The 18,472-nt window shown below is 45.0% G+C and carries 22 protein-coding genes and 1 other RNA gene; 10 read left to right on the forward strand and 13 right to left on the reverse strand.

The window, feature by feature from the left end:
• Positions 1–108: 108 nt before the first annotated feature.
• From IRJ16_RS07555 to IRJ16_RS07590, 8 genes are all read left to right on the forward strand, one after another.
• Positions 109–768, forward strand: a complete 660-nt coding sequence (locus tag IRJ16_RS07555; RefSeq protein ID WP_194110951.1) for a hypothetical protein — start codon at positions 109–111, stop codon at positions 766–768.
• Between the two features lie 210 nt (positions 769–978).
• Positions 979–2,166 carry a TlpA disulfide reductase family protein gene (locus IRJ16_RS07560; protein WP_194110952.1) on the forward strand — a complete coding sequence of 396 codons (1,188 nt, stop codon included), beginning with the start codon at positions 979–981 and terminating at the stop codon, positions 2,164–2,166.
• Between the two features lie 76 nt (positions 2,167–2,242).
• Complete coding sequence (locus IRJ16_RS07565; RefSeq protein WP_194110953.1) at positions 2,243–2,611, forward strand: hypothetical protein; 369 nt, start codon at positions 2,243–2,245, stop codon at positions 2,609–2,611.
• Between the two features lie 378 nt (positions 2,612–2,989).
• On the forward strand, positions 2,990–4,246 hold the full coding sequence (locus tag IRJ16_RS07570; RefSeq protein ID WP_194110954.1) for a pyridoxal phosphate-dependent aminotransferase: 1,257 nt from the start codon (positions 2,990–2,992) through the stop codon (positions 4,244–4,246).
• Between the two features lie 59 nt (positions 4,247–4,305).
• The gene (locus IRJ16_RS07575; protein ID WP_194110955.1) at positions 4,306–5,016 is read left to right on the forward strand and encodes an SAM-dependent methyltransferase; all 711 of its coding nucleotides are present in this window, start codon (positions 4,306–4,308) and stop codon (positions 5,014–5,016) included.
• A 9-nt stretch (positions 5,017–5,025) separates the two neighbouring features.
• On the forward strand, positions 5,026–6,624 hold the full coding sequence (locus IRJ16_RS07580; protein WP_194110956.1) for an FAD-dependent monooxygenase: 1,599 nt from the start codon (positions 5,026–5,028) through the stop codon (positions 6,622–6,624).
• Positions 6,625–6,756: 132 nt separating this feature from the next.
• Positions 6,757–6,855, forward strand: an RNA gene (gene ffs / locus IRJ16_RS07585) — signal recognition particle sRNA small type.
• 136 nt (positions 6,856–6,991) lie between these two features.
• On the forward strand, positions 6,992–7,954 hold the full coding sequence (locus IRJ16_RS07590; RefSeq protein ID WP_194110957.1) for a YpdA family putative bacillithiol disulfide reductase: 963 nt from the start codon (positions 6,992–6,994) through the stop codon (positions 7,952–7,954).
• 14 nt (positions 7,955–7,968) lie between these two features.
• Here the strand turns inward: IRJ16_RS07590 and IRJ16_RS07595 are convergent, their stop codons facing one another.
• The 3 genes from IRJ16_RS07595 to IRJ16_RS07605 form a co-directional block, all read right to left on the reverse strand.
• A complete protein-coding gene (locus tag IRJ16_RS07595; protein WP_194110958.1) occupies positions 7,969–8,397 on the reverse strand; it encodes a response regulator in 429 nt (142 codons plus the stop codon).
• 224 nt (positions 8,398–8,621) lie between these two features.
• On the reverse strand, positions 8,622–9,395 hold the full coding sequence (locus IRJ16_RS07600) for an enoyl-CoA hydratase/isomerase family protein (RefSeq protein WP_194110959.1): 774 nt from the start codon (positions 9,393–9,395) through the stop codon (positions 8,622–8,624).
• Between the two features lie 60 nt (positions 9,396–9,455).
• Positions 9,456–9,701 carry a helix-turn-helix domain-containing protein gene (locus IRJ16_RS07605; RefSeq protein ID WP_194110960.1) on the reverse strand — a complete coding sequence of 82 codons (246 nt, stop codon included), beginning with the start codon at positions 9,699–9,701 and terminating at the stop codon, positions 9,456–9,458.
• A gap of 287 nt (positions 9,702–9,988) precedes the next feature.
• On the opposite strand from IRJ16_RS07605, the gene IRJ16_RS07610 reads away from it, so the two are divergent.
• Positions 9,989–10,360, forward strand: coding sequence for a response regulator transcription factor (locus tag IRJ16_RS07610; protein WP_194110961.1), 372 nt, complete (start codon positions 9,989–9,991; stop codon positions 10,358–10,360).
• Here the strand turns inward: IRJ16_RS07610 and IRJ16_RS07615 are convergent.
• The 10 genes from IRJ16_RS07615 to IRJ16_RS07660 form a co-directional block, all read right to left on the reverse strand.
• Entirely contained in the window at positions 10,357–10,647 is a 291-nt protein-coding gene (locus IRJ16_RS07615) for a chaperone modulator CbpM (RefSeq protein ID WP_194110962.1), read from the reverse strand. The genes IRJ16_RS07610 and IRJ16_RS07615 overlap by 4 nt on opposite strands.
• Positions 10,648–10,651: 4 nt before the next feature.
• A complete protein-coding gene (locus tag IRJ16_RS07620; protein ID WP_194110963.1) occupies positions 10,652–11,560 on the reverse strand; it encodes a DnaJ C-terminal domain-containing protein in 909 nt (302 codons plus the stop codon).
• A 113-nt stretch (positions 11,561–11,673) separates the two neighbouring features.
• Complete coding sequence (locus IRJ16_RS07625) at positions 11,674–12,621, reverse strand: Rossmann-fold NAD(P)-binding domain-containing protein (RefSeq protein ID WP_194110964.1); 948 nt, start codon at positions 12,619–12,621, stop codon at positions 11,674–11,676.
• A gap of 91 nt (positions 12,622–12,712) precedes the next feature.
• Complete coding sequence (locus IRJ16_RS07630; RefSeq protein WP_194110965.1) at positions 12,713–13,837, reverse strand: aspartate aminotransferase family protein; 1,125 nt, start codon at positions 13,835–13,837, stop codon at positions 12,713–12,715.
• A gap of 112 nt (positions 13,838–13,949) precedes the next feature.
• Positions 13,950–14,936: an N-acetyl-gamma-glutamyl-phosphate reductase gene (gene argC, locus IRJ16_RS07635; RefSeq protein WP_194110966.1), complete on the reverse strand. Its 987-nt coding sequence runs from the start codon at positions 14,934–14,936 to the stop codon at positions 13,950–13,952.
• A 24-nt stretch (positions 14,937–14,960) separates the two neighbouring features.
• Positions 14,961–15,398: a GNAT family N-acetyltransferase gene (locus IRJ16_RS07640; RefSeq protein ID WP_228079946.1), complete on the reverse strand. Its 438-nt coding sequence runs from the start codon at positions 15,396–15,398 to the stop codon at positions 14,961–14,963.
• Positions 15,391–15,741, reverse strand: coding sequence for a cupin domain-containing protein (locus IRJ16_RS07645; protein WP_194110967.1), 351 nt, complete (start codon positions 15,739–15,741; stop codon positions 15,391–15,393). Before IRJ16_RS07645 ends, IRJ16_RS07640 begins: the two co-directional genes overlap by 8 nt.
• A complete protein-coding gene (gene argG, locus IRJ16_RS07650) occupies positions 15,741–16,937 on the reverse strand; it encodes an argininosuccinate synthase (RefSeq protein ID WP_194110968.1) in 1,197 nt (398 codons plus the stop codon). Before argG ends, IRJ16_RS07645 begins: the two co-directional genes overlap by 1 nt.
• 33 nt (positions 16,938–16,970) lie before the next feature.
• Positions 16,971–17,258, reverse strand: a complete 288-nt coding sequence (locus IRJ16_RS07655; RefSeq protein ID WP_228079948.1) for a four helix bundle protein — start codon at positions 17,256–17,258, stop codon at positions 16,971–16,973.
• A 120-nt stretch (positions 17,259–17,378) separates the two neighbouring features.
• A complete protein-coding gene (locus tag IRJ16_RS07660; protein ID WP_194110969.1) occupies positions 17,379–18,038 on the reverse strand; it encodes a GNAT family N-acetyltransferase in 660 nt (219 codons plus the stop codon).
• 113 nt (positions 18,039–18,151) lie between these two features.
• Here IRJ16_RS07660 and IRJ16_RS07665 point away from each other — a divergent pair, with 113 nt between their 5' ends.
• A complete protein-coding gene (locus IRJ16_RS07665; RefSeq protein ID WP_194110970.1) occupies positions 18,152–18,298 on the forward strand; it encodes a hypothetical protein in 147 nt (48 codons plus the stop codon).
• The last annotated feature ends 174 nt before the right edge of the window (positions 18,299–18,472 follow it).

The raw sequence follows: 18,472 nt of genomic DNA on the forward strand, positions 1-18,472 counted from the left end.
TACTATTTTGGCCTCACGGACCCGCCTATCGCTTGGTCCGCGATAGAACATCCGCATCATCATGGGGCATCATTTTGATAGATAAGGGAAACCTATAAAAATACCAGTATGAATAACCAAAAAATCGTAATAAAAATACCAAGCCTTATCTATCATCCAGTAAAGGCTTATATTGAAAAGAAAGCTTCGGATATCGAAATAGTTGATGTTGGGGATAATATTTCGATCAGGATAAATGAACCAACGTATCAAAAGCTTCACGATCTTGGGCTTGCTACGTTTTTGTATACATTCAATTGGAATAGTAACTTAGAAAATAACATTAAGGAACGATACGAAGAGGACTTTTTAGGCAGGCCGAAATTTTCCGGTACAGACAAGGAGAGAAAAGTGTTAAACTCAATAGATCAGGGACTGTTTATTGATCTGGGTCCAGGTTATTTTGATAATAGTGTCATTGAATTAAAAAAAATAAACCATGATCTTGATCATACCAGTTACGGATCCTCAGAAACATATATCAAACTTATGCCAGACTACCCGGAGTTAGTACCAAAAGTGATCGAAGATTTTAACGAAAGTTTTGGGACAAAGTTTGTTATAGCCTCGCAATATGATATTGAATATACACCTTTTGTCGTGCTTGATGCTTCCCGTGAAAGTTTATTAGATGCATTTTGTTTCGGGTTTCATTGGGGACATTTTGAAAAAAAAAATTTCATGCAAAAGAAAAGCGATTTAGATAATAATGTCCCAAAGAAATATTGATACACTTACGCTGCCGCAAGCGTCCAACGCTTGTGGCAAACATGCAAAGTGGTCACATTGCAAATTGACCTTCAATGCTCCCACAAGCGAGGGCGCTTGCGGGAGCATTGGGGGGGAAGATTCTTGCTTTACCGATCATTATCCGTATGTTTACCTTCATCAAATAACGACCTTAACTACCATATCACTTAAACACCTTAAACCCTTATCATGAAATTCCAAATCGACTGTTACTTAGTTGCCTGCCTTTTATTTTCGATAATATTTTCGTCGTGCAAACAACCTGATGCATCCAAAGGCGCGGCCAAAGTCGATAGCGGAAAATACGTTGTCAACGGCACTTTCAAAGGAGTGGATTCGGGGACTATCTATATATCCTCATCCGGCAAAAAAGTAGATAGTGCCAGGATCGTTAATGGCAAATTTGTTTTTAGCGGACAAATAAGTTTTCCCGAAAAAAAGCAGTTCACCGCCACTCCGGGGAATTGGGCATTTCATGCATTTGTAGATGCTCCGAACATTAAGCTAAATATCGATACCGCTTTCGCGATACATCAATGGGTAGACAAAACAACAGACCAACCGATGATCCAAATAATAAGCGAAACCGGTTCACCCATTGGGGATGCTTATACAGCATATTTTGACGAAACAGGTATCACGAAATACTTTGACCTGTTCAGAGAACAGAAAACGGCGTCCCGGGAACGGATCGAAGGTTTGGAAAAACAAATGGATTCGATCATGGAAGCTTCTACCATTAAACAGAGAACTTGGATAGAGAGATACGTGCCACAAAACCCGTCGTCGGTAGGCGGTGCTCTAATATTTGACGAATATATCTCAATGGCACCTGGCGTATCGGCCATTTATTTAGGTTCAATAGTAGACAAATTTTCGGGGGCGGCAAAAGCATCGCCTTATTATGCTTCGATAAACAAAAAGCTATCTGCCTTGGGTGGCTTGCGTTTGGGTAAAACTTCGCCAAATTTCACGTTATCACAAAGGGATGGCAGCAAACTAAGTCTTGCCGATAAACGCGGATCGGTTATCCTGCTCGACTTTTGGGCCAGTTGGTGCATACCCTGCCGAAAAGATATTCCGCACTGGAAGAAGATCTACGACAGATACCATCCCAAGGGCGTTGATATGATCAGTATCTCCATCGATGATGAACAGCAGAACTGGACACACGCGCTGGATCAGGAAAAGATGCCCTGGCGGCAAGTGATCGACAAATGGACACCCAAAAGTTCCCTTTCTGTAACAGCTGATCAATATGGAGTATTATCTATCCCTTTCTACGTTCTGCTTAATAAAAAAGGCGAAATAATAGCAGCATCGGGTAACCACAATGAGATTACGGCTAAGTTAGAAGAGGTGTTGGCCGTTAATTGACATTTTTTTTGTGAATAGCAACAACGAAATTAAAACCGCGCTTCCGTTCATCAATAGAAAATAAATAAAGGAAGTTATGGATCAGACAGTATTATCGCGATATCAAATAGAATTTCAAAATACAACCTTTCACATTTCAGGATTTCCGAAAAAAATAAGAAAATCGTTAGTAACCAATAATTGGGTTCTTACTGAGTTCATCGATTTTTGGCATCGAATCAGTGATATTGATGATTACTTGATACCTGAATTAGTGAATGATAATGACGCTGGATCAGAAACAATTGCAATTTTAATTAACGATGAAATAGCATATTTTTATAATACCCTCAAAGAAGATATTAGTGAACCGGACTATATGATGCCGCTTAATGATCTGATCGAAGTTGTCAACTCCTGGAAAGCATTTTTAGCTGAACCTCCTTTGAACGGCTCATTGGTTTAGGTTTAATTTTCAGAATGTATGTTTTAAAACTTTGATCGATATGATCAATCGTCCCGGAGCTTTGTTAGAGGGCATCAACTGTCGCAAAAGTATGTTCACGGGCGTATCAAGACAGGCCAAACAACACTCAATTAAACACCTGACTGACAACACATTACACCGACTCAAAAACAAGCAAAATCAAGCCTTGTTCACGGCAAAAAATATCACTACTGATATTCAATTAGTTACAACTCTCAAGTGCCTCCTGTTCACGTGAACATGAACGGGCATTTTTCCTCCGTCATTTCGCTCCCTCATTTCGCATTTGACATTCCGCACTTCGCATTCCTTAATTCCAACTTCCTATATTTGCAGCCAATTATAATTCCCGAACGAATGATCGTATCTAAATTAGCGCAAAACTTGCGCGGATCTGAAATAATAAAGATAGCCGGCGAAATAAACGAGCTTAAAAAACAAGGGCAAAACATCGCTAATTTAACTATTGGCGATTTCGACTCGAATATCTACCCTATCCCTGCCGAGCTGAAAGCCGGCATTGTGGACGCTTATGGCCACAACCAAACTAACTACCCTGCTGCCGATGGCGAGCTGATCTTGCGCCAAAGTGTAAGCGAGTTTTTACAAAGCCGCATGGGTTTAAGCTATGCCCCTAACGAGATATTGATATCAGGCGGCTCTCGTCCACTGATCTATTCTATCTTTTTGGCGATAGTTGACCCGGGCGATAAAGTGGTTTTCCCTGCACCATCATGGAACAACAACCACTATAGCGACCTGACCACGGCCAACGCCGTGATCGTACAGACCACACCCGAAAATAACTTTATGCCAACCGCAGCCGAGTTAGCCCCGCACCTGAAAGGCGCTACCCTATTGGCACTATGCTCTCCGCTGAACCCGACAGGCACGATGTTCAAAAAGAGCGACCTGGAAGAGATATGCGACCTGGTAATTGCGGAGAACAAGACCCGCGGCGAAGGCGAAAAACCTTTGTACATTCTGTACGATCAGATCTATTCGCAATTGACCTTTGGCGATCATCAGCACTATAACCCGGTAACTTTACGCCCGGAGTTACGCGACGTGACCATCTTCGTTGACGGCGCATCAAAATGCTTTGCCGCTACAGGTGTACGTGTAGGCTGGGGCTTCGGTCCGGCCAATATCATCAACAACATGAAAGCCATTGTAGGCCACATGGGTGCCTGGTCGCCTAAGGCCGAGCAAGTGGCTATGGCTGATTATCTACGTAACGGTGCTGCTGTCGACACTTACCTTGGCGATCTGAAAACCAAGATACAGACCAGCCTAACCACCCTTTATAATGGTTTTCAAGAATTAAAGGCTGAAGGTTTTTCTGTAGACGCTGTAGAACCGATGGGCGCTATTTACCTGACCGTTAAAGTTGACTATGCAGGCAAAACCACACCCGATGGTGAGCTGATCAAAAACTCAGCCGACGTTAATTTTTACCTGATCAAAGAAGCTAAGGTGGCCTTGGTTCCATTCTCGGCTTTCGGTACGGATGATAGCTCGACCTGGTTCAGGGCATCGGTCGGTACCTGCACCGCGCAGGAGATCGCCGATATGATCCCGCGTATAAAAACCGCTTTGTCTAAACTGAAATAATTGAACTTTAGTTGGGTATGAGTGTTGTACATTCATACCCGGCTTTTTATATCTACACTATGCCTAACGGAACATTATACCTCATCCCTGTACCTTTAGCCGATGAGGCCGTAGGCCGCTCGCTGACACCTTATTTGGTAGAGACCATTAACCAGATCAGCGAGTACATCGTGGAGAACGAAAAGACCGCCCGCCGCTGGTTAAAAGAGTGCGGGTTAAAAATGCCGCAAAGCCAACTCACTATTCACGATTATGGCAAGCATAACCGCAAGGAATCGCTTGCGCCGTTCTTTGCAGGATTGTTAGCCGGTAAAGATGTAGGCCTGATGAGCGAGGCCGGTTGCCCGGGTGTTGCGGATCCGGGCGCTGATATTGTTGCCGAGGCACATCGTAAGGGCATTAAAGTTGTCCCCTTGGTAGGTCCGAGTTCGATCTTGTTAGCCTTGATGGCATCGGGATTTAGCGGACAAAGCTTTATCTTTCATGGTTATATCCCTATCGACAAAGCGGACAGGGCCAAAAAGATCAAAGAAATGGAAGGCAATGCCGAGCGTCTTAAACAAACACAAATGTTTATAGAAACGCCGTTTCGCAATAACTCCATGCTCGACGAGGTGTTGCGCAGTTGCAAACCTAACACACGTTTATGTATTGCCTGCAACCTTACCGGGCTTGATGAAATGGTGCGCACCCAAACCATTGCCGCCTGGAAAAAACAGATACCCGAACTTCATAAAAAGCCCTGCATATTTTTGATATTCCACGCTTAATGTGAGCCTATGACCATAAACGACCAGCATTGTCAGGTACTGATCATCGGCGCGGGGCCATCCGGGTTGATGATGGCCGCGCAACTGTTGCGTTATGGTGTGCAACCTGTTATTATCGACAGCAGGTTAGGTCCGACGGATCATTCTAAGGCGCTGGCTGTTCAGGCTCGCTCGTTAGAGATATACAGGCAAATGGGTATTGTGGATAAAGTACTGAACGGCGGCATCAAAGGGAAAGGCATCGCTTTTTATCGCGATGGTGAACCGGGCGCTCAATTGCTTTATGGCAACGTTAACAATTTAGATACGCTCTACCCTTTCATCCTCATGTACCCCCAAAGTGCCAACGAGCGGACATTGCTGGAATATCTTACCCTGAATTGCTGCCCGGTATATTGGAACACAACGCTAACGTCCGTATCTCAAACATCTAACATCGCTACAGTTAAATTACAAAGCGACGGTCGATCCCAAACTTTAACAACCGATTGGCTGATTGGGGCGGACGGCTCACACAGCACAGTACGTAAGTCTTTAAATATTCCATTTGAGGGTGATACCTATAAAAGCCTATTCTACCTCATCGACGGCAAGATCGCGGACAAAGATGCCGGCGAACTGATACAAGTACACTTATCTGATAAAGGTTTGGCTGGCTTCTTCCCCATGCCGGAGCAGGGATATTATCGGATCATTGGGAACATGCCAGATAGTTTTTCCGACGATAGTAATGAGCTGCAATTAGCGGATGTGCTGCCGTCGCTCAACAGTATTGTGGGCAAGGAGGTTATTATTGACGATTGCCGCTGGCTGATCACTTATAAGTTGCATCATCGCATGGCTGGCCAGTTCAGGCAAGGCTGTACCTTCCTGATCGGGGATGCGGCGCACATCCATTCGCCCGTTGGCGGGCAGGGCATGAATACCGGCTTACAGGACGCTTATAACTTGGCATGGAAATTAGCTTACGTGATCCAAAACAAAGCATCTGAGCGGATATTAGATAGCTACGCTGCCGAGCGGATGCCCGTGGCCAGGCAACTGCTTAAAACTACGGATAGAGCATTCAAAGCTGCCATGTCTACAAATTGGGCCGCCGGCTTCTTTAAAAAACACCTAATGACGCGCTTATTGAATTTTGCCTGGAAGCGGGAGAAGGTACGCGAGTTCTTTATCCGAACAGTATCACAAACAGGCATCAATTATCGCGACAGCAAACTGAATTTACATTTGAGTCAGGCTAAAAAGATACAGGCTGGCGACCGCCTGCCTTGCCTGATCATCCACGACGAAAAACGAAACCAACAGACCGACCTCCACCAATGGTGCGCCAAGCCGGGTTTCACGCTCATTGTAATGGGTAAAGTGATCGAGGAAGAATTATTTAAGATCGCTAAATGGCTTACGCAAAACCACAATGGTTATATCAATTTCTACTATTTGCCGCCATCGGCTAAGAATCAACCCGTGTTCGATGCTTTTGAGATAGGCAAGAACCGGCACCGCTCGATATTGATCCGCCCGGATATGCATATCGGTTTCCTGAACGATGCGATAGATCTTGACCGAATGGATGCTTATATGCGGGATGTTGTTGGCATGAGTTAAACAGACCGGTATCGCCTGAATATCAAAAATTATTCAGTTCATCTTTAAGCATTTGCACATCTACATATATGCTTATCCGCACATTTTCACATTAACTTAACGCAGAGCCGCTTTTTTTGCTACATTTGCGGTGGGTAAGTCTTTTACGGCCAGCTCCTTTTGAACTCCCCCAGGGTGGGAACGCAGCAAGGGTAGAGAGTTGAGCGGCGCGATAGAAGTAGCTTACCCATTTTTGTGCCCGATCCACTCATCCCCCTGAAGGGGTAATTGAGAACAGATATTAATTAAAGCGTCATTTCGATAAGAAATGGCGCTTTTTTATTGTCAACGCTCTCCGCCTTGCGCCCCGCAATCACTACATTTGTTCATGCTTGATATCCTTATTATTGGCGGTGGGCCTATTGGTATAGCGTGCGGTTTGGCCGCTCAAAAGGCCGGTCTGAGTTTTGTTATTGTAGAGAAAGGCTGCCTGGTCAATTCGCTTTATAACTACCCGTCTACCATGACATTCTTCTCTACGTCGGAGAAATTAGAGGTTGGCGGCGTACCATTCGTGACCACCAACAAACGCCCCACCCGTAACGAGGCTTTGGAATATTACCGCCGGGTAGCACTGTCTAACAACCTCCCTATCAATTTATTTGAAGAAGTGCAAGGCATGGCGGGCGAAGGCAGGCATTATAAGGTCGTCACGTCTAAACAAGTTTATCAGGCAAAACATATTATCGTGTCTACCGGCTTCTATGATATCCCGGTAACGCTCGATATCCCCGGCGAAGACCTGCCTAAAGTGAAGCACTATTATCAGGATCCACATTATTATGCTTTGCAAAAGGTGCTGGTAGTTGGATCCAGCAATTCGGCTATTGACGTAGCTTTAGAAACCTATCGCAAAGGAGCTGATGTTACCCTGGTGATCCGTGGAGATGAAGTAAGCAAGCGGGTAAAATATTGGGTAAGGCCTGATATCATCAATAGGATCAAAGAAGGTAGCATCAAGGTCTATTTTAATTCAGCGCTGACGGCTATTCATCAGCATGAGGTCGATATTAAAACGCCTGATGGAGCGGTCACTGTCGACAACGACTTTGTGATGGCCATGACGGGTTATAAGCCCAATTTTAAATTCCTGCACGCATTGGGTATCAAACTATCCCAGGACAACAAATTCATCCCTCAGTACGATCCCGAGACTATGGAGACCAACCTGAAAGGCGTTTATTTGGCCGGTGTAGTTTGCGGCGGCATGGATACGCACCTGTGGTTTATAGAGAACTCGCGTGTGCATGCCGATATGATACTGGCAGATATTGTTAAGAAACAGGGTTAGTAACAGAAGGCGTATTAAAACTTGACGATCAAACCGTTCACCGTATCGATCAGTTGGGCCAGATCAAAGGGCTTGGGCAAAACCGCATCGCATCCGTATTTGTCGTAATCGACCGCGAAATTTAAGTAAGCCGAAAATATAATGACCGGGGTATCCTTAAACTGATCGGTGTTTTTCAATTGACGGCATATCTCGCCACCGTTGGCGTTATTAAGGCGGTAATCTAAAATGACTAAATGCGGGTCAAACTCTTCGGCCACGCCCAAAATATCATTACTGTCGGTAGTGGCGTGTACCTCAAAATCCTCGTAAACAAGCACTTCATTCACCATTTCCAGAATGTCCTGATTGTCGTCTAAAACTAATATCCGTTTATTGGTAGGCTGCAAGTGCGTAGTGTAAAATTGTGAAATGGTATTATATATATCTGTCGTTCCGATCATCCCCACAAACTAAACCAGTTGGGGGGCTGACGATGTATACAATTATAGGTTTTAACTTAATACGATGCAAATTTTAATTAACATATTGGTTAATTGATTTACTTAGAATGAAATTAAAATTACATTAGATCGCAAAAAAGCTTCTTTTTGACGCAATATAGCCATCAAACCACTTAATTTAGAATGTACCTAAATTATGATAGACCGATAATTAAGGCGACTTGTCACTTCGGAGCATAAAGGAAACGCTGCAAAGCATCCTGGGTAAATTGCGACAGCACCAGATCGCCGCTGATAGCAGCACGTTGGGTCAATAATTCGCCCCAATTTTCAGTACCCTCCCATAATACGCTTTTTATTGCCGCGAGCGCGTCCGGGTTGTAAGTTGCAAGCTTAGTTGCTAAACTATTCACAGCGTGGTCAAGACCTGCTGCATCTGCAAAGACATCGTTGTAAAGACCATATTGTTTTGCCCAGGCAGCTGTTTGGAATTCGGTAGCGTTGATAGTTAGCGACGAAAACGCCGAAAGACCTATTTTTCTGCTTACCGCCGGCTCGATCACAAAGGGACCAATGCCTATTGAAAGCTCGCTTAGTTTTATCGCGGCAGATTCTGTAGCCAAACAATAGTCGGCAGCGGCAGCTAAACCAACGCCTCCGCCCACCGCTTTGCCCTGTACCCTTACAATGATCAGTTTGCCACAAGTACGGCAAGCATTGATCACGTTGGCAAAACCGCTAAAAAAGGCAGCACCGGTCTGTTTATCATTTATCTGTACCAATTCCGTAAAACTTGCACCTGCACAAAAAGTGCGGTCGCCGGCACTTTTTAGGATAATAACACGGGTTTGCTCATTGCGGCCGGCTGCTTCAATTGCCTGGGCAAGCTCGGTTAATAATACCGACGGCAACGAATTTTGAGCCGGATGATAGAAGCTTATTGTAGTAATAAGATCAGCAGTTTCGGATCTTACATAGCCATTGTCGGGGGTTTCCATAAAAAATGGTTTATAATTGGCTAATATCAAACTTTAATGGGCGATATTCAAATCTGCGGATCAGTCGGTCGGTAAATTAGGTACGCGCAGCAACTCGTTCGGGTCCACATCAAGCGCTTTACCAAGGGCAGCGATGGTTGTCAGCTTAGCGTTTATGCGGCCGCTTTCGATACGGTATATCTGCGATAGTTCCATGCCTGCCATATCTGCCAATTTTTCCATCGAAAGTTTACGTTGCAGACGGATCTTACGGAGGTTACGGCCGAAAACTTTTACTACATCCTGCTCGGGTAAATGGAAAAACATCGGTGGGTATTTGTGTCGATATCAATAAACATTATTTAACAAATATAACGCAGTAGCCAGTGATATGTGCACGCAATTGGCATGAACATGTAATTGCATAGCCCTGTCCCGCCAAAAGTGTATCAAACAAATGTTTAGCTTATAGGCCATTATCGTCGTTTTTTGAAACATATGCAGGCAAGTTTACCGGGCAGCGATATACATTTTAAAGTAACATTAAGAATACGTATAACAAAACAAGCCCATCTGCGCGGCAATGGCATACCTATTGTATATAAGTACTTGAAATGGAAAAAGAGAAAAAGATATTGGTTGTGGATGATGATCAGGCCATCCTGGAGATACTCGAAGAGGTACTCTCCTACTATGGCTATCATGTAAGCACCCTGGCCAATGCAGATAAAGTTTTTGAACGGATAAGCGAATACCACCCCGACCTGATCCTGTTAGACGTAATGCTTGGCCCAATGGATGGCCGTATGATATGCCGCGCCATTAAATCGATAGCTAACGTAGCCGGCATACCTATCATTATGATATCGGCTACCGAAAGCACATCATCCATGTTGAGCCTAGACTTTGCTCCTAACGATTTTCTACAAAAACCTTTCGACGTTAATTATCTGATCGAAAAGATCGAACACCAGTTGGCGGCTTAGTCTTCGTAAAATCTCAGCTTGTTTTTTGTTGCCCACAACTCACGCTGTAACTTTTCCACTTTATTAAGTAAGTGACTGATGGATGCCAATCCTGCGACGTTAATGTCCAGATCTTTGTATAGATGCACCATCTTTTCAACCCTGACCAATTCTTCAGTTGCTATACACAGCTTAGTATCTACAATGGTCAGCACGATCAAACCTTGGTCATGCAGATCTTGTAAAAAAGTCATTTCGGTGTGGTGATGTACACAAAATTCTTCTACCGATATCAATTGATGTGTCATGATCTTAATGATTAGTGTTCAACTTAGCAAGTTCTTCAAATAACTCTCGTTGCCTATCGGTAAGGTTGATCGGCAGGGCGATATCGTAGGTGAGGTAGAGATCGCCAAATTCGCCTTCTTTCTTGTACACCGGCATTCCCTTACCCTTCAACTTAACTTTGGTGCCTTGCTGGGTCTCGGGTTTAACTTTCAGCTTCACTTTGCCGGTGAGCGTATCAGCGGTGATAACACCTCCTAAAACTGCGGTGTACACGTCAAGCTTTATAATGCGATAAAGGTCTGCGCCTTGGCGCTTAAATTCAGGATCATTGGCGATGTTAAAAGTGATATACAGATCGCCGGCCGGGCCATTATTCCTACCGGGCCCGCCATGACCAGTGATCTTGATGGTCTGCCCATTCTCTACACCCGCTGGGATAGTGATACGGATCTGCTTACCATTTACCGTCAGCGTTTGTTTTTGACTTTCTAAGATATCCCTAAGATCCAATTTTAGCTCCGCGTTCAGATCTTGTCCGCGATAGGCTGTCTGCCTTCCGCCGCCATTGGCCGCTCCGCCGAACATTGACGTAAAGAACTCCGAAAAATCGGCATCGCCGCCAAAGCCTTCAAAACCACCTGACTGATACCCGCCACCGCCATATGCAGAACGTTGCTGATGCTGCCTTGCCTGCTCATATTGCGCACCTTGTTGCCAATTTTCGCCGTACTGATCGTATTTTTTACGTTTCTCAGGGTCGCTTAAAACTTCGTTAGCCTCGTTCAGTTCCTGAAATTTCTTTTTAGCCTCCTCGTCGTTAGGATTAAGATCGGGGTGAAGTTTGCGCGCCTGTTTACGGTAAGCGCTTTTGATCGCCTTATCGTCGGCAGTTTTGTCTACGCCCAAAACTTTATAATAGTCAATAAACGCCATTTATACGGGTGATTTAAATGATAAACCGCCAAGGATGCGGTATGGTTTTATCTGATAAATTTAACCAATAAAAAAGGCCCTAAAAAGGGCCTTGGTCACATTTTAATAAGATGTTACAAATTCTCCAACATCTGCTTCAACACCGCTTGCGCAGCCCAAACACGATTACCGGCCTCGTGGACAACTACCGAATGCGGGCCATCTAATATCTCGTCGCTCAATTCTAAGTTACGGCGGACAGGTAAGCAGTGCATCACCTTGGCGTTGTTAGTGATCTTTAAGCTATCGTTTTTCAGTAACCAGTCTTCAGTAACCTCGGGCATTTTGCCGTAAGGCTCATAAGCCGACCAGTTCTTTACATAGATAAAGTCGGCATCAGCCAAAGCCTCCTGCTGGTTATAAGTAATGGTAGCGCCCTGGGTGAACTTGGTCGATAACTCGTAACCTTTAGGCTGGGCGATCACAAAGTCCACATCTGCTTTGCACATCCACTCGGCGAACGAGTTAGGTACAGCTTGTGGCAATGGCTTAACGTGAGGGGCCCAGGTCAGCACCACTTTAGGGCGCGAACGAATCTTTAATTCGGTGATGGTCACCAGATCGGCCAAGCTTTGCAGCGGGTGGCGTGTGGCCGATTCAAGGCTCACTACCGGCTTACCGCAAAACTGAACGAATTTGTTAAAGATCATCTCCGTATAATCTTCGTCACGGTCTTTTAACCCCGGGAACGCACGCAGACCGATGATATCGGCATACTCACCCATTACTCCTGCCGCCTCGCGAATGTGCTCAACGGTGGTACCGTTCATGATCACGTTGTCACGCAGTTCCAAGGCCCAGCCTTCTTTGTCCACATTAAGCACCATTACGTCCATCCCCAGATTACGGGCGGCCTTTTGGGTGCTCATACGGGTGCGCAAGCTCGGATTCATGAAAACCAGTGCAAGGGTCTTATTCTTACCCAAATACTGATGAGCAAAAGGATCAGCCTTTAATTGCAATGCCTGGGCAACCAGCGCATCCAGATCGGTAACGTCGTTAACAGAAGAAAATAGTTTCATAAGCCCTCCCGACCTCCCTAAAGGGAGGGGTTGTGTTATTATTTATATTAGTTACGCCCATTGCCCTCCCCCTTTAGGGGGCCGGGGGGCTTTATTTCACCTCTTTTGCAAATGCCTCTAAAAATCTATCGGCATAAGCTTTAGTTAAATTTAAAGCGGGCAGCAAACGGATCACATTCGGCTTAGCCTCGCCTGTAAATATATGATGCTTAAATAGCAAGTTCTTTTTCACGTCGGCTAATTCGACAGGTAATTCGATACCGATCATTAAACCACGACCACGTACTTCGGTAACCTGACTGAATTTCTTTACCTCATCGATCAGGTAAGCGCCAACCTCGGCAGCGTTCTGCATCAGGTTATCCTGCTCCATTACTTCCAGCACGGCTAAACCGGCGGCACAAGCTAAATGGTTGCCGCCAAAGGTAGTACCCAGCATGTAATAAACCGGTTTGATCTTAGGCGAGATAATGATCGCCCCCATTGGGAAACCATTCCCGATACCTTTAGCCATGCTGTAAATATCGGCATCTACGCCGGCAAAGTCGTGCGAGAAGAACTTACCCGAACGGCCATAACCGCATTGTACCGAATCGGCAATAAATACCGCGTTGTGCTCGTCGCATAAGATCCTGATCTTTTGCAGGAAGCTTTCTGATGCCACACGGATACCGCCTACACCCTGGATACCCTCAATGATCACCGATGATATCTCGTTATCGGCAAAAGCCTGCTCCAATGCAGCCTCATCGTTAAAGGGTAAAAAGATGATGTTATCGGTCTCGTTAACCGGGGCAACGATCTTTGGATTATCCGTAGCAGATACCGCCAATGAAGTACGACCATGGAAAGCTCCTTTAAAAGCGATCACTTTTTTGCGACCGTTGTAAAACGATGACAGTTTCAGTGCGTTCTCGTTAGCCTCGGCGCCCGAGTTGCAAAGGAACAATTGATAATCCTCTTTACCGCTTACCTGACCTAATTTTTCGGCCAATTGGGTTTGCAAAGGTATCTCGATAGAGTTTGAGTAAAAACCGATCTGGTGCAATTGGTCCTCCAAACGCTTTACATAGTGCGGGTTGGTGTGGCCAATAGAGATGACGGCATGGCCGCCGTAAAGATCCAGATATTCCTGACCGGTGTGATCATACACCAGGCTGCCAACACCTTTAACGATGTTGATATTATTTATAGGGTAAACGTCGAATAGTTTCATTGTTGTGATGTGTTGATCATTAAGTCATCCCGAACTTGTTTCGGGAACCCACTCGCTTTATCAACTTTGCAAATGGGGTGCTGAGACAAGTTCAGCATGACATAATCATTTATTAAAAACCAATAGCCTTAAGCCTTAAGCCCGCCCACTCATCCAGCCCGAACATCAGATTCATGTTCTGAACGGCCTGACCTGAGGCACCTTTTAGCAGGTTATCAATAATGCTGATGATAAATATCTTGTTACCATGCTTTTTCACCTGGATAAAGCACTTGTTGGTATTTACCACCTGTTTCAGGTCGATGTCGCGGTCGGTAACATGAGTGAACGGATGGCCGGCATAATAGTCCTGATAAAGCTGCAGGGCCTCCTGCTCTGTCAGCTCGCTTTCTGTATATATCGAGGCAATGATGCCTCGTGTGTAATCACCTCGGTAAGGGATAAAGTTGATCGGTGCTACCGGCGTTTGGCCCTGCAATTGGGTCAGCGACTCACCTATCTCATTCAGGTGCTGGTGGTCAAAAGCTTTGTAAACCGATAGGTTATCGTTCCTCCACGTAAAGTGCGTGGTAGCGGTAGCTTTTTGGCCTGCACCTGTAGAACCTGTAGTAGCCGTGATATGCACCTCGTTGTTCAGCAACTGCTTGCTCGCTAAAGGCAACAAACCTAATTGTAAACAAGTGGCAAAGCACCCCGGGTTAGCGATATTTTGTGCTGACTTGATAGCGTCTCTGTTCAACTCAGGCAAACCGTAAGTGAAGTTCTTAGTTTTGAGTTTTGAGTTTTGAGTCAAACGAAAATCCTGACTCAGGTCTATGATCTTAACCGCATCCGGGATAGGATTAACTTCTAAAAACTTTTTAGCATCGCCATGGCCCACGCATAAAAACAACACGTCGATATCGGTAGATAATTCGCCGGTAAATTTAAGATCGGTATCGCCGAAAAGATCAGTATGTACATCGTAAACATAATTGCCGGCGTTGCTGGTGCTGTTCACAAAAGCGATATCGACATTTGGGTGATTTACCAAAATGCGTAACATCTCGCCGCCTGTGTAACCTGCTCCACCAATAATGCCTGCTTTTATATTTGCCATTGTATTAAACGCTAATTCTGTAAACTAAAAATTCGGTATCGGGTGCTTGCAGCTCAAAACCGATACCCTCATATAAACTTTGCGCGGTATAATTATCAACCGCTGTTCTAACTGAACAAATTTGGCGCCCGCGTCCTTTGCAAAGTCCCGGGCAGCTTGGATAAGCTTTGTACCGATCCCAAATTTGCGATGATCCGCATCTACATACAGATCGTTAAGTATCCAATTTCGCACCGCCCGCATAGACGAGTACTTTGGATAAAGCTGTGTAAACCCGACAGCCTGCTCGCCCATCATCGCCACAAATACCACCGACTCGTTGCTGCTTAGCCTTTCGGTAATGAACTGTTCAGCTAATGCTCTATCAGATGCCTGTTTGTAGAACACCCGGTATCTGTCGAATAGCTCGATCACCAGATCAGCCTCATCAAGTCCGATACGTTTGATCACTACCTCAGACATTGACCCTATCATTTTTTGTCGACGGATAAGAGTACAGTATAAACTCCAGATCCGACGGCTGAACGTTAGCTATCTGATGCTTTTGCCCCGGATTTATCTCTATGCCTTCCTGCTCACGCAGGTCGGTGATTACGCCATCGATCGTGAACCTTGCCCGACCTTTCAGGATAAAGAACAATTGTGTTGCCCGGTCATGATAGTGCATTGTTTCGGCAGTATCGGGTGGCATCAATTCTTGCTTTACCGATAAGGCTTCCGTATCTACAAACGTCCAGCCGTGGCAATCGTCGCCCCAACGGTAATGTTCTATACATTCGGACTTTGAGAATACGGTATTCAGCATTACTCAGGGCCGTTAACTTTATGGTAGATCATTACCTGGTTACCAAAGATCTTAGAGAAACCTTTAACATCCTCGCCACTCCAGGCATTGTTCATTTCACCGTAGCTGCCAAATTTATTACTCATCAGATCGTGATCAGATTCGATACCTACCACCTGGAACCTGTAAGGGTTTAACTGAACAAACACTTTACCACTTACCTTATCCTGTGTATCGGTCAGGAAAGACTCGATGTTACGCATGATCGGATCGTGGAACTGACCTTCGTGCAACCAGTTACCGTAGAAAGATGCTAACTGATCTTTCCAGCTTAATTGCCATTTGGTCAACACGTGTTTCTCTAAAGTGTGGTGCGCTTTAATGATCACCATCGGCGCAGCAGCCTCAAACCCGACACGGCCTTTAATGCCGATAATAGTATCACCTACGTGGATATCCCTGCCGATGCCGTATGGCTGTGCGATAGCCTGCAAAGCCTGAATAGCTTTGGTAGGGTGATCGTATGATGTGCCGTCGATAGCCACTAACTCACCTTTCTCAAAGGTCAATTCAATATCGCGGGTCTCGCTTTCGGTAACAGGGGTCGGCCATGCATCCTCAGGCAAGCCCAAGTTTGATGTTAAGGTCTCTTTACCACCTACTGATGTGCCCCAGATGCCTTTGTTAATAGAGTATTTAGCTTTCTCGAAGTTCATCTCCACACCATGTTTTTTCAGGTATTCGATCTCTTCTTCGCGGCTTAGCTTCAGGTCGCGGATCGGGGTAATGATCTTTACTTCAGGCACCAGGATATTAAAGATCATATCAAAACGTACCTGATCGTTACCTGCCCCGGTGCTACCGTGAGCAACAGACTCGGCACCGATCTCTTTAGCATAGTTAGCGATCGCAGTAGCCTGACTAACACGCTCGGCACTGACCGACAGCGGGTAAGTATTATTTTTAAGCACGTTGCCATAGATCAGGAAACGCACGCAAGTGTTGTAAAAGTTCTCGGTCTCGTCAACCACGTGGTGACTGGTCACGCCCATTTCGTAAGCGCGTTCTTCAACTTTCTTTAATTCCTCATCACTAAAACCACCCGTATTTACGATCACCGAGTGAACTTCCATACCAAGGTCGCGGGTAAGATATATACAGCAGAACGACGTGTCTAATCCGCCGCTATAGGCTAATACTACTTTCTTTTTTTCCATTTCAATTTAAGGTAAAAGGTGAAAGGCGAAAGGTTAAAGGTCTTTTCCGCCCCTCAAAAATTTAATAAAACCGATCAACATTGCTTTTACTTCGTTGATCGCATTGCTTATCTTTTCGTAAACTTCATTTGAAATGAAGCCTATATCGTAAATTAAAAAACATGTATATTCGGCTTCGTGTGCCGAACCTAAGGCATTGTCCAAATATCGGACAAAGTCCTTGTCTGTATTCTTTCCGCATCCTTCCACAATATTAAGCGGTATCGAACACGTTGACCTTCTTAATTGGTCGGTCAAAGCAAAGCGTTCTTCATTAGGCATCAACGGTAGGACCTATTTGTAGATCTGCTTGGTCAAAGCGTGAGCCTTTTTCCAAACTTCGAGCTTTTTATAGTCTCTCATTATTCTCCTACCTTTTACCTTTCGCCTTTCACCTTCCTCTTAAAACTTGTTGTGGGCTAAGACCATTTTCTTCGACCGTTTGAGCGCGTTCTCTATACGCTCAAGCAAAGTGGCCTTGTGCGTGATCTTTTGCATTTTCTCTTCGTATTCTTTGGCTTTCTCGGCAGGGTCAAACAGCATGGCGGTGCACATGCAGTTCTTACGACCTTTGGCCATCAGGATATCGTAATTGACACAACTTTTACAGCCGCTCCAAAAAGCTTCGTCCTGGGTTAATTCTGAGTACGTTACCGGTTCGTAACCTATCTCGGAATTGATCTTCATTACAGCCAAACCGGTGGTCAGGCCAAATATTTTAGCTTCAGGATATTTCTCGCGTGATAATTGGAACACGCGGTGCTTGATGGCCTTAGCCAAGCCTACCTTCCGGAACTCAGGGTTGACGATCAGGCCCGAATTGGCCACAAAATCGCCGTGGCTCCAGGTCTCTATATAGCAAAAGCCAGCCCAGGTACCGTTGCGATGCAATGCGATAACTGATTTACCTTCAAGCATTTTAGTAGCGACATACTCGGGCGTGCGTTGCGCGATACCCGTACCGCGGGCTTTTGCTGAAGCAGCCATCTCATCACAGATCTGTGCAGCGTATTCAACATGCTGTGCAGATGCCACTATGATATCAAAATCTTGTATTGTCATTAGTTTAATAGAAAAACTACCGTTAAATAATTGACCGTTAGGCCTTATTAATTGAATGGTTTTGGATCAAAAAGGTTTGTTTATCCTTTCTGATAGTTTTAGGGGGAGGGCGCATGGCCTACATTCAAACCCGTGGAATGAACGGCCTTCGTCGTGATGGGGAAAATGTAAAAAAGTCAGCAATTAAAGCAGCGGCAACCCAGGCGAAGATCGCTTTAGGGGCAGGCTTTATGATGCTTGTTTTTTTCATTGTTTTATAACGCGTTGGTGTTATTGAAATCGGGTGCAAAAAACTGCATTAAATTTAACTTATGCAAGTAAAAAACAAATAATGATATTTCCTTAACATACCACATTGCAACACGCTGACAGACAGACTATTTCAACAAAGTCATCGAACCGTATTTTTCATCATAAAACCGCCACGAAATCAC

The sequence above is a fragment of the Mucilaginibacter myungsuensis genome, assembly GCF_015222005.1.
Classification (GTDB): domain Bacteria; phylum Bacteroidota; class Bacteroidia; order Sphingobacteriales; family Sphingobacteriaceae; genus Mucilaginibacter; species Mucilaginibacter myungsuensis.

What these genes read in the sequence shown, in the direction of transcription:
- IRJ16_RS07555 (WP_194110951.1), top strand. Translation starts at nt 109, where the DNA reads ATGAATAACCAAAAAATCGTAATAAAAATACCAAGCCTTATCTATCAT.
- IRJ16_RS07560 (WP_194110952.1), top strand. Translation starts at nt 979, where the DNA reads ATGAAATTCCAAATCGACTGTTACTTAGTTGCCTGCCTTTTATTTTCG.
- IRJ16_RS07565 (WP_194110953.1), top strand. Translation starts at nt 2,243, where the DNA reads ATGGATCAGACAGTATTATCGCGATATCAAATAGAATTTCAAAATACA.
- IRJ16_RS07570 (WP_194110954.1), top strand. Translation starts at nt 2,990, where the DNA reads ATGATCGTATCTAAATTAGCGCAAAACTTGCGCGGATCTGAAATAATA.
- IRJ16_RS07575 (WP_194110955.1), top strand. Translation starts at nt 4,306, where the DNA reads ATGCCTAACGGAACATTATACCTCATCCCTGTACCTTTAGCCGATGAG.
- IRJ16_RS07580 (WP_194110956.1), top strand. Translation starts at nt 5,026, where the DNA reads ATGACCATAAACGACCAGCATTGTCAGGTACTGATCATCGGCGCGGGG.
- IRJ16_RS07590 (WP_194110957.1), top strand. Translation starts at nt 6,992, where the DNA reads ATGCTTGATATCCTTATTATTGGCGGTGGGCCTATTGGTATAGCGTGC.
- IRJ16_RS07595 (WP_194110958.1), bottom strand. Translation starts at nt 8,397, where the DNA reads ATGATCGGAACGACAGATATATATAATACCATTTCACAATTTTACACT.
- IRJ16_RS07600 (WP_194110959.1), bottom strand. Translation starts at nt 9,395, where the DNA reads ATGGAAACCCCCGACAATGGCTATGTAAGATCCGAAACTGCTGATCTT.
- IRJ16_RS07605 (WP_194110960.1), bottom strand. Translation starts at nt 9,701, where the DNA reads ATGTTTTTCCATTTACCCGAGCAGGATGTAGTAAAAGTTTTCGGCCGT.
- IRJ16_RS07610 (WP_194110961.1), top strand. Translation starts at nt 9,989, where the DNA reads ATGGAAAAAGAGAAAAAGATATTGGTTGTGGATGATGATCAGGCCATC.
- IRJ16_RS07615 (WP_194110962.1), bottom strand. Translation starts at nt 10,647, where the DNA reads ATGACACATCAATTGATATCGGTAGAAGAATTTTGTGTACATCACCAC.
- IRJ16_RS07620 (WP_194110963.1), bottom strand. Translation starts at nt 11,560, where the DNA reads ATGGCGTTTATTGACTATTATAAAGTTTTGGGCGTAGACAAAACTGCC.
- IRJ16_RS07625 (WP_194110964.1), bottom strand. Translation starts at nt 12,621, where the DNA reads ATGAAACTATTTTCTTCTGTTAACGACGTTACCGATCTGGATGCGCTG.
- IRJ16_RS07630 (WP_194110965.1), bottom strand. Translation starts at nt 13,837, where the DNA reads ATGAAACTATTCGACGTTTACCCTATAAATAATATCAACATCGTTAAA.
- argC (WP_194110966.1), bottom strand. Translation starts at nt 14,936, where the DNA reads ATGGCAAATATAAAAGCAGGCATTATTGGTGGAGCAGGTTACACAGGC.
- IRJ16_RS07640 (WP_228079946.1), bottom strand. Translation starts at nt 15,398, where the DNA reads ATGTCTGAGGTAGTGATCAAACGTATCGGACTTGATGAGGCTGATCTG.
- IRJ16_RS07645 (WP_194110967.1), bottom strand. Translation starts at nt 15,741, where the DNA reads ATGCTGAATACCGTATTCTCAAAGTCCGAATGTATAGAACATTACCGT.
- argG (WP_194110968.1), bottom strand. Translation starts at nt 16,937, where the DNA reads ATGGAAAAAAAGAAAGTAGTATTAGCCTATAGCGGCGGATTAGACACG.
- IRJ16_RS07655 (WP_228079948.1), bottom strand. Translation starts at nt 17,258, where the DNA reads ATGCCTAATGAAGAACGCTTTGCTTTGACCGACCAATTAAGAAGGTCA.
- IRJ16_RS07660 (WP_194110969.1), bottom strand. Translation starts at nt 18,038, where the DNA reads ATGACAATACAAGATTTTGATATCATAGTGGCATCTGCACAGCATGTT.
- IRJ16_RS07665 (WP_194110970.1), top strand. Translation starts at nt 18,152, where the DNA reads ATGGCCTACATTCAAACCCGTGGAATGAACGGCCTTCGTCGTGATGGG.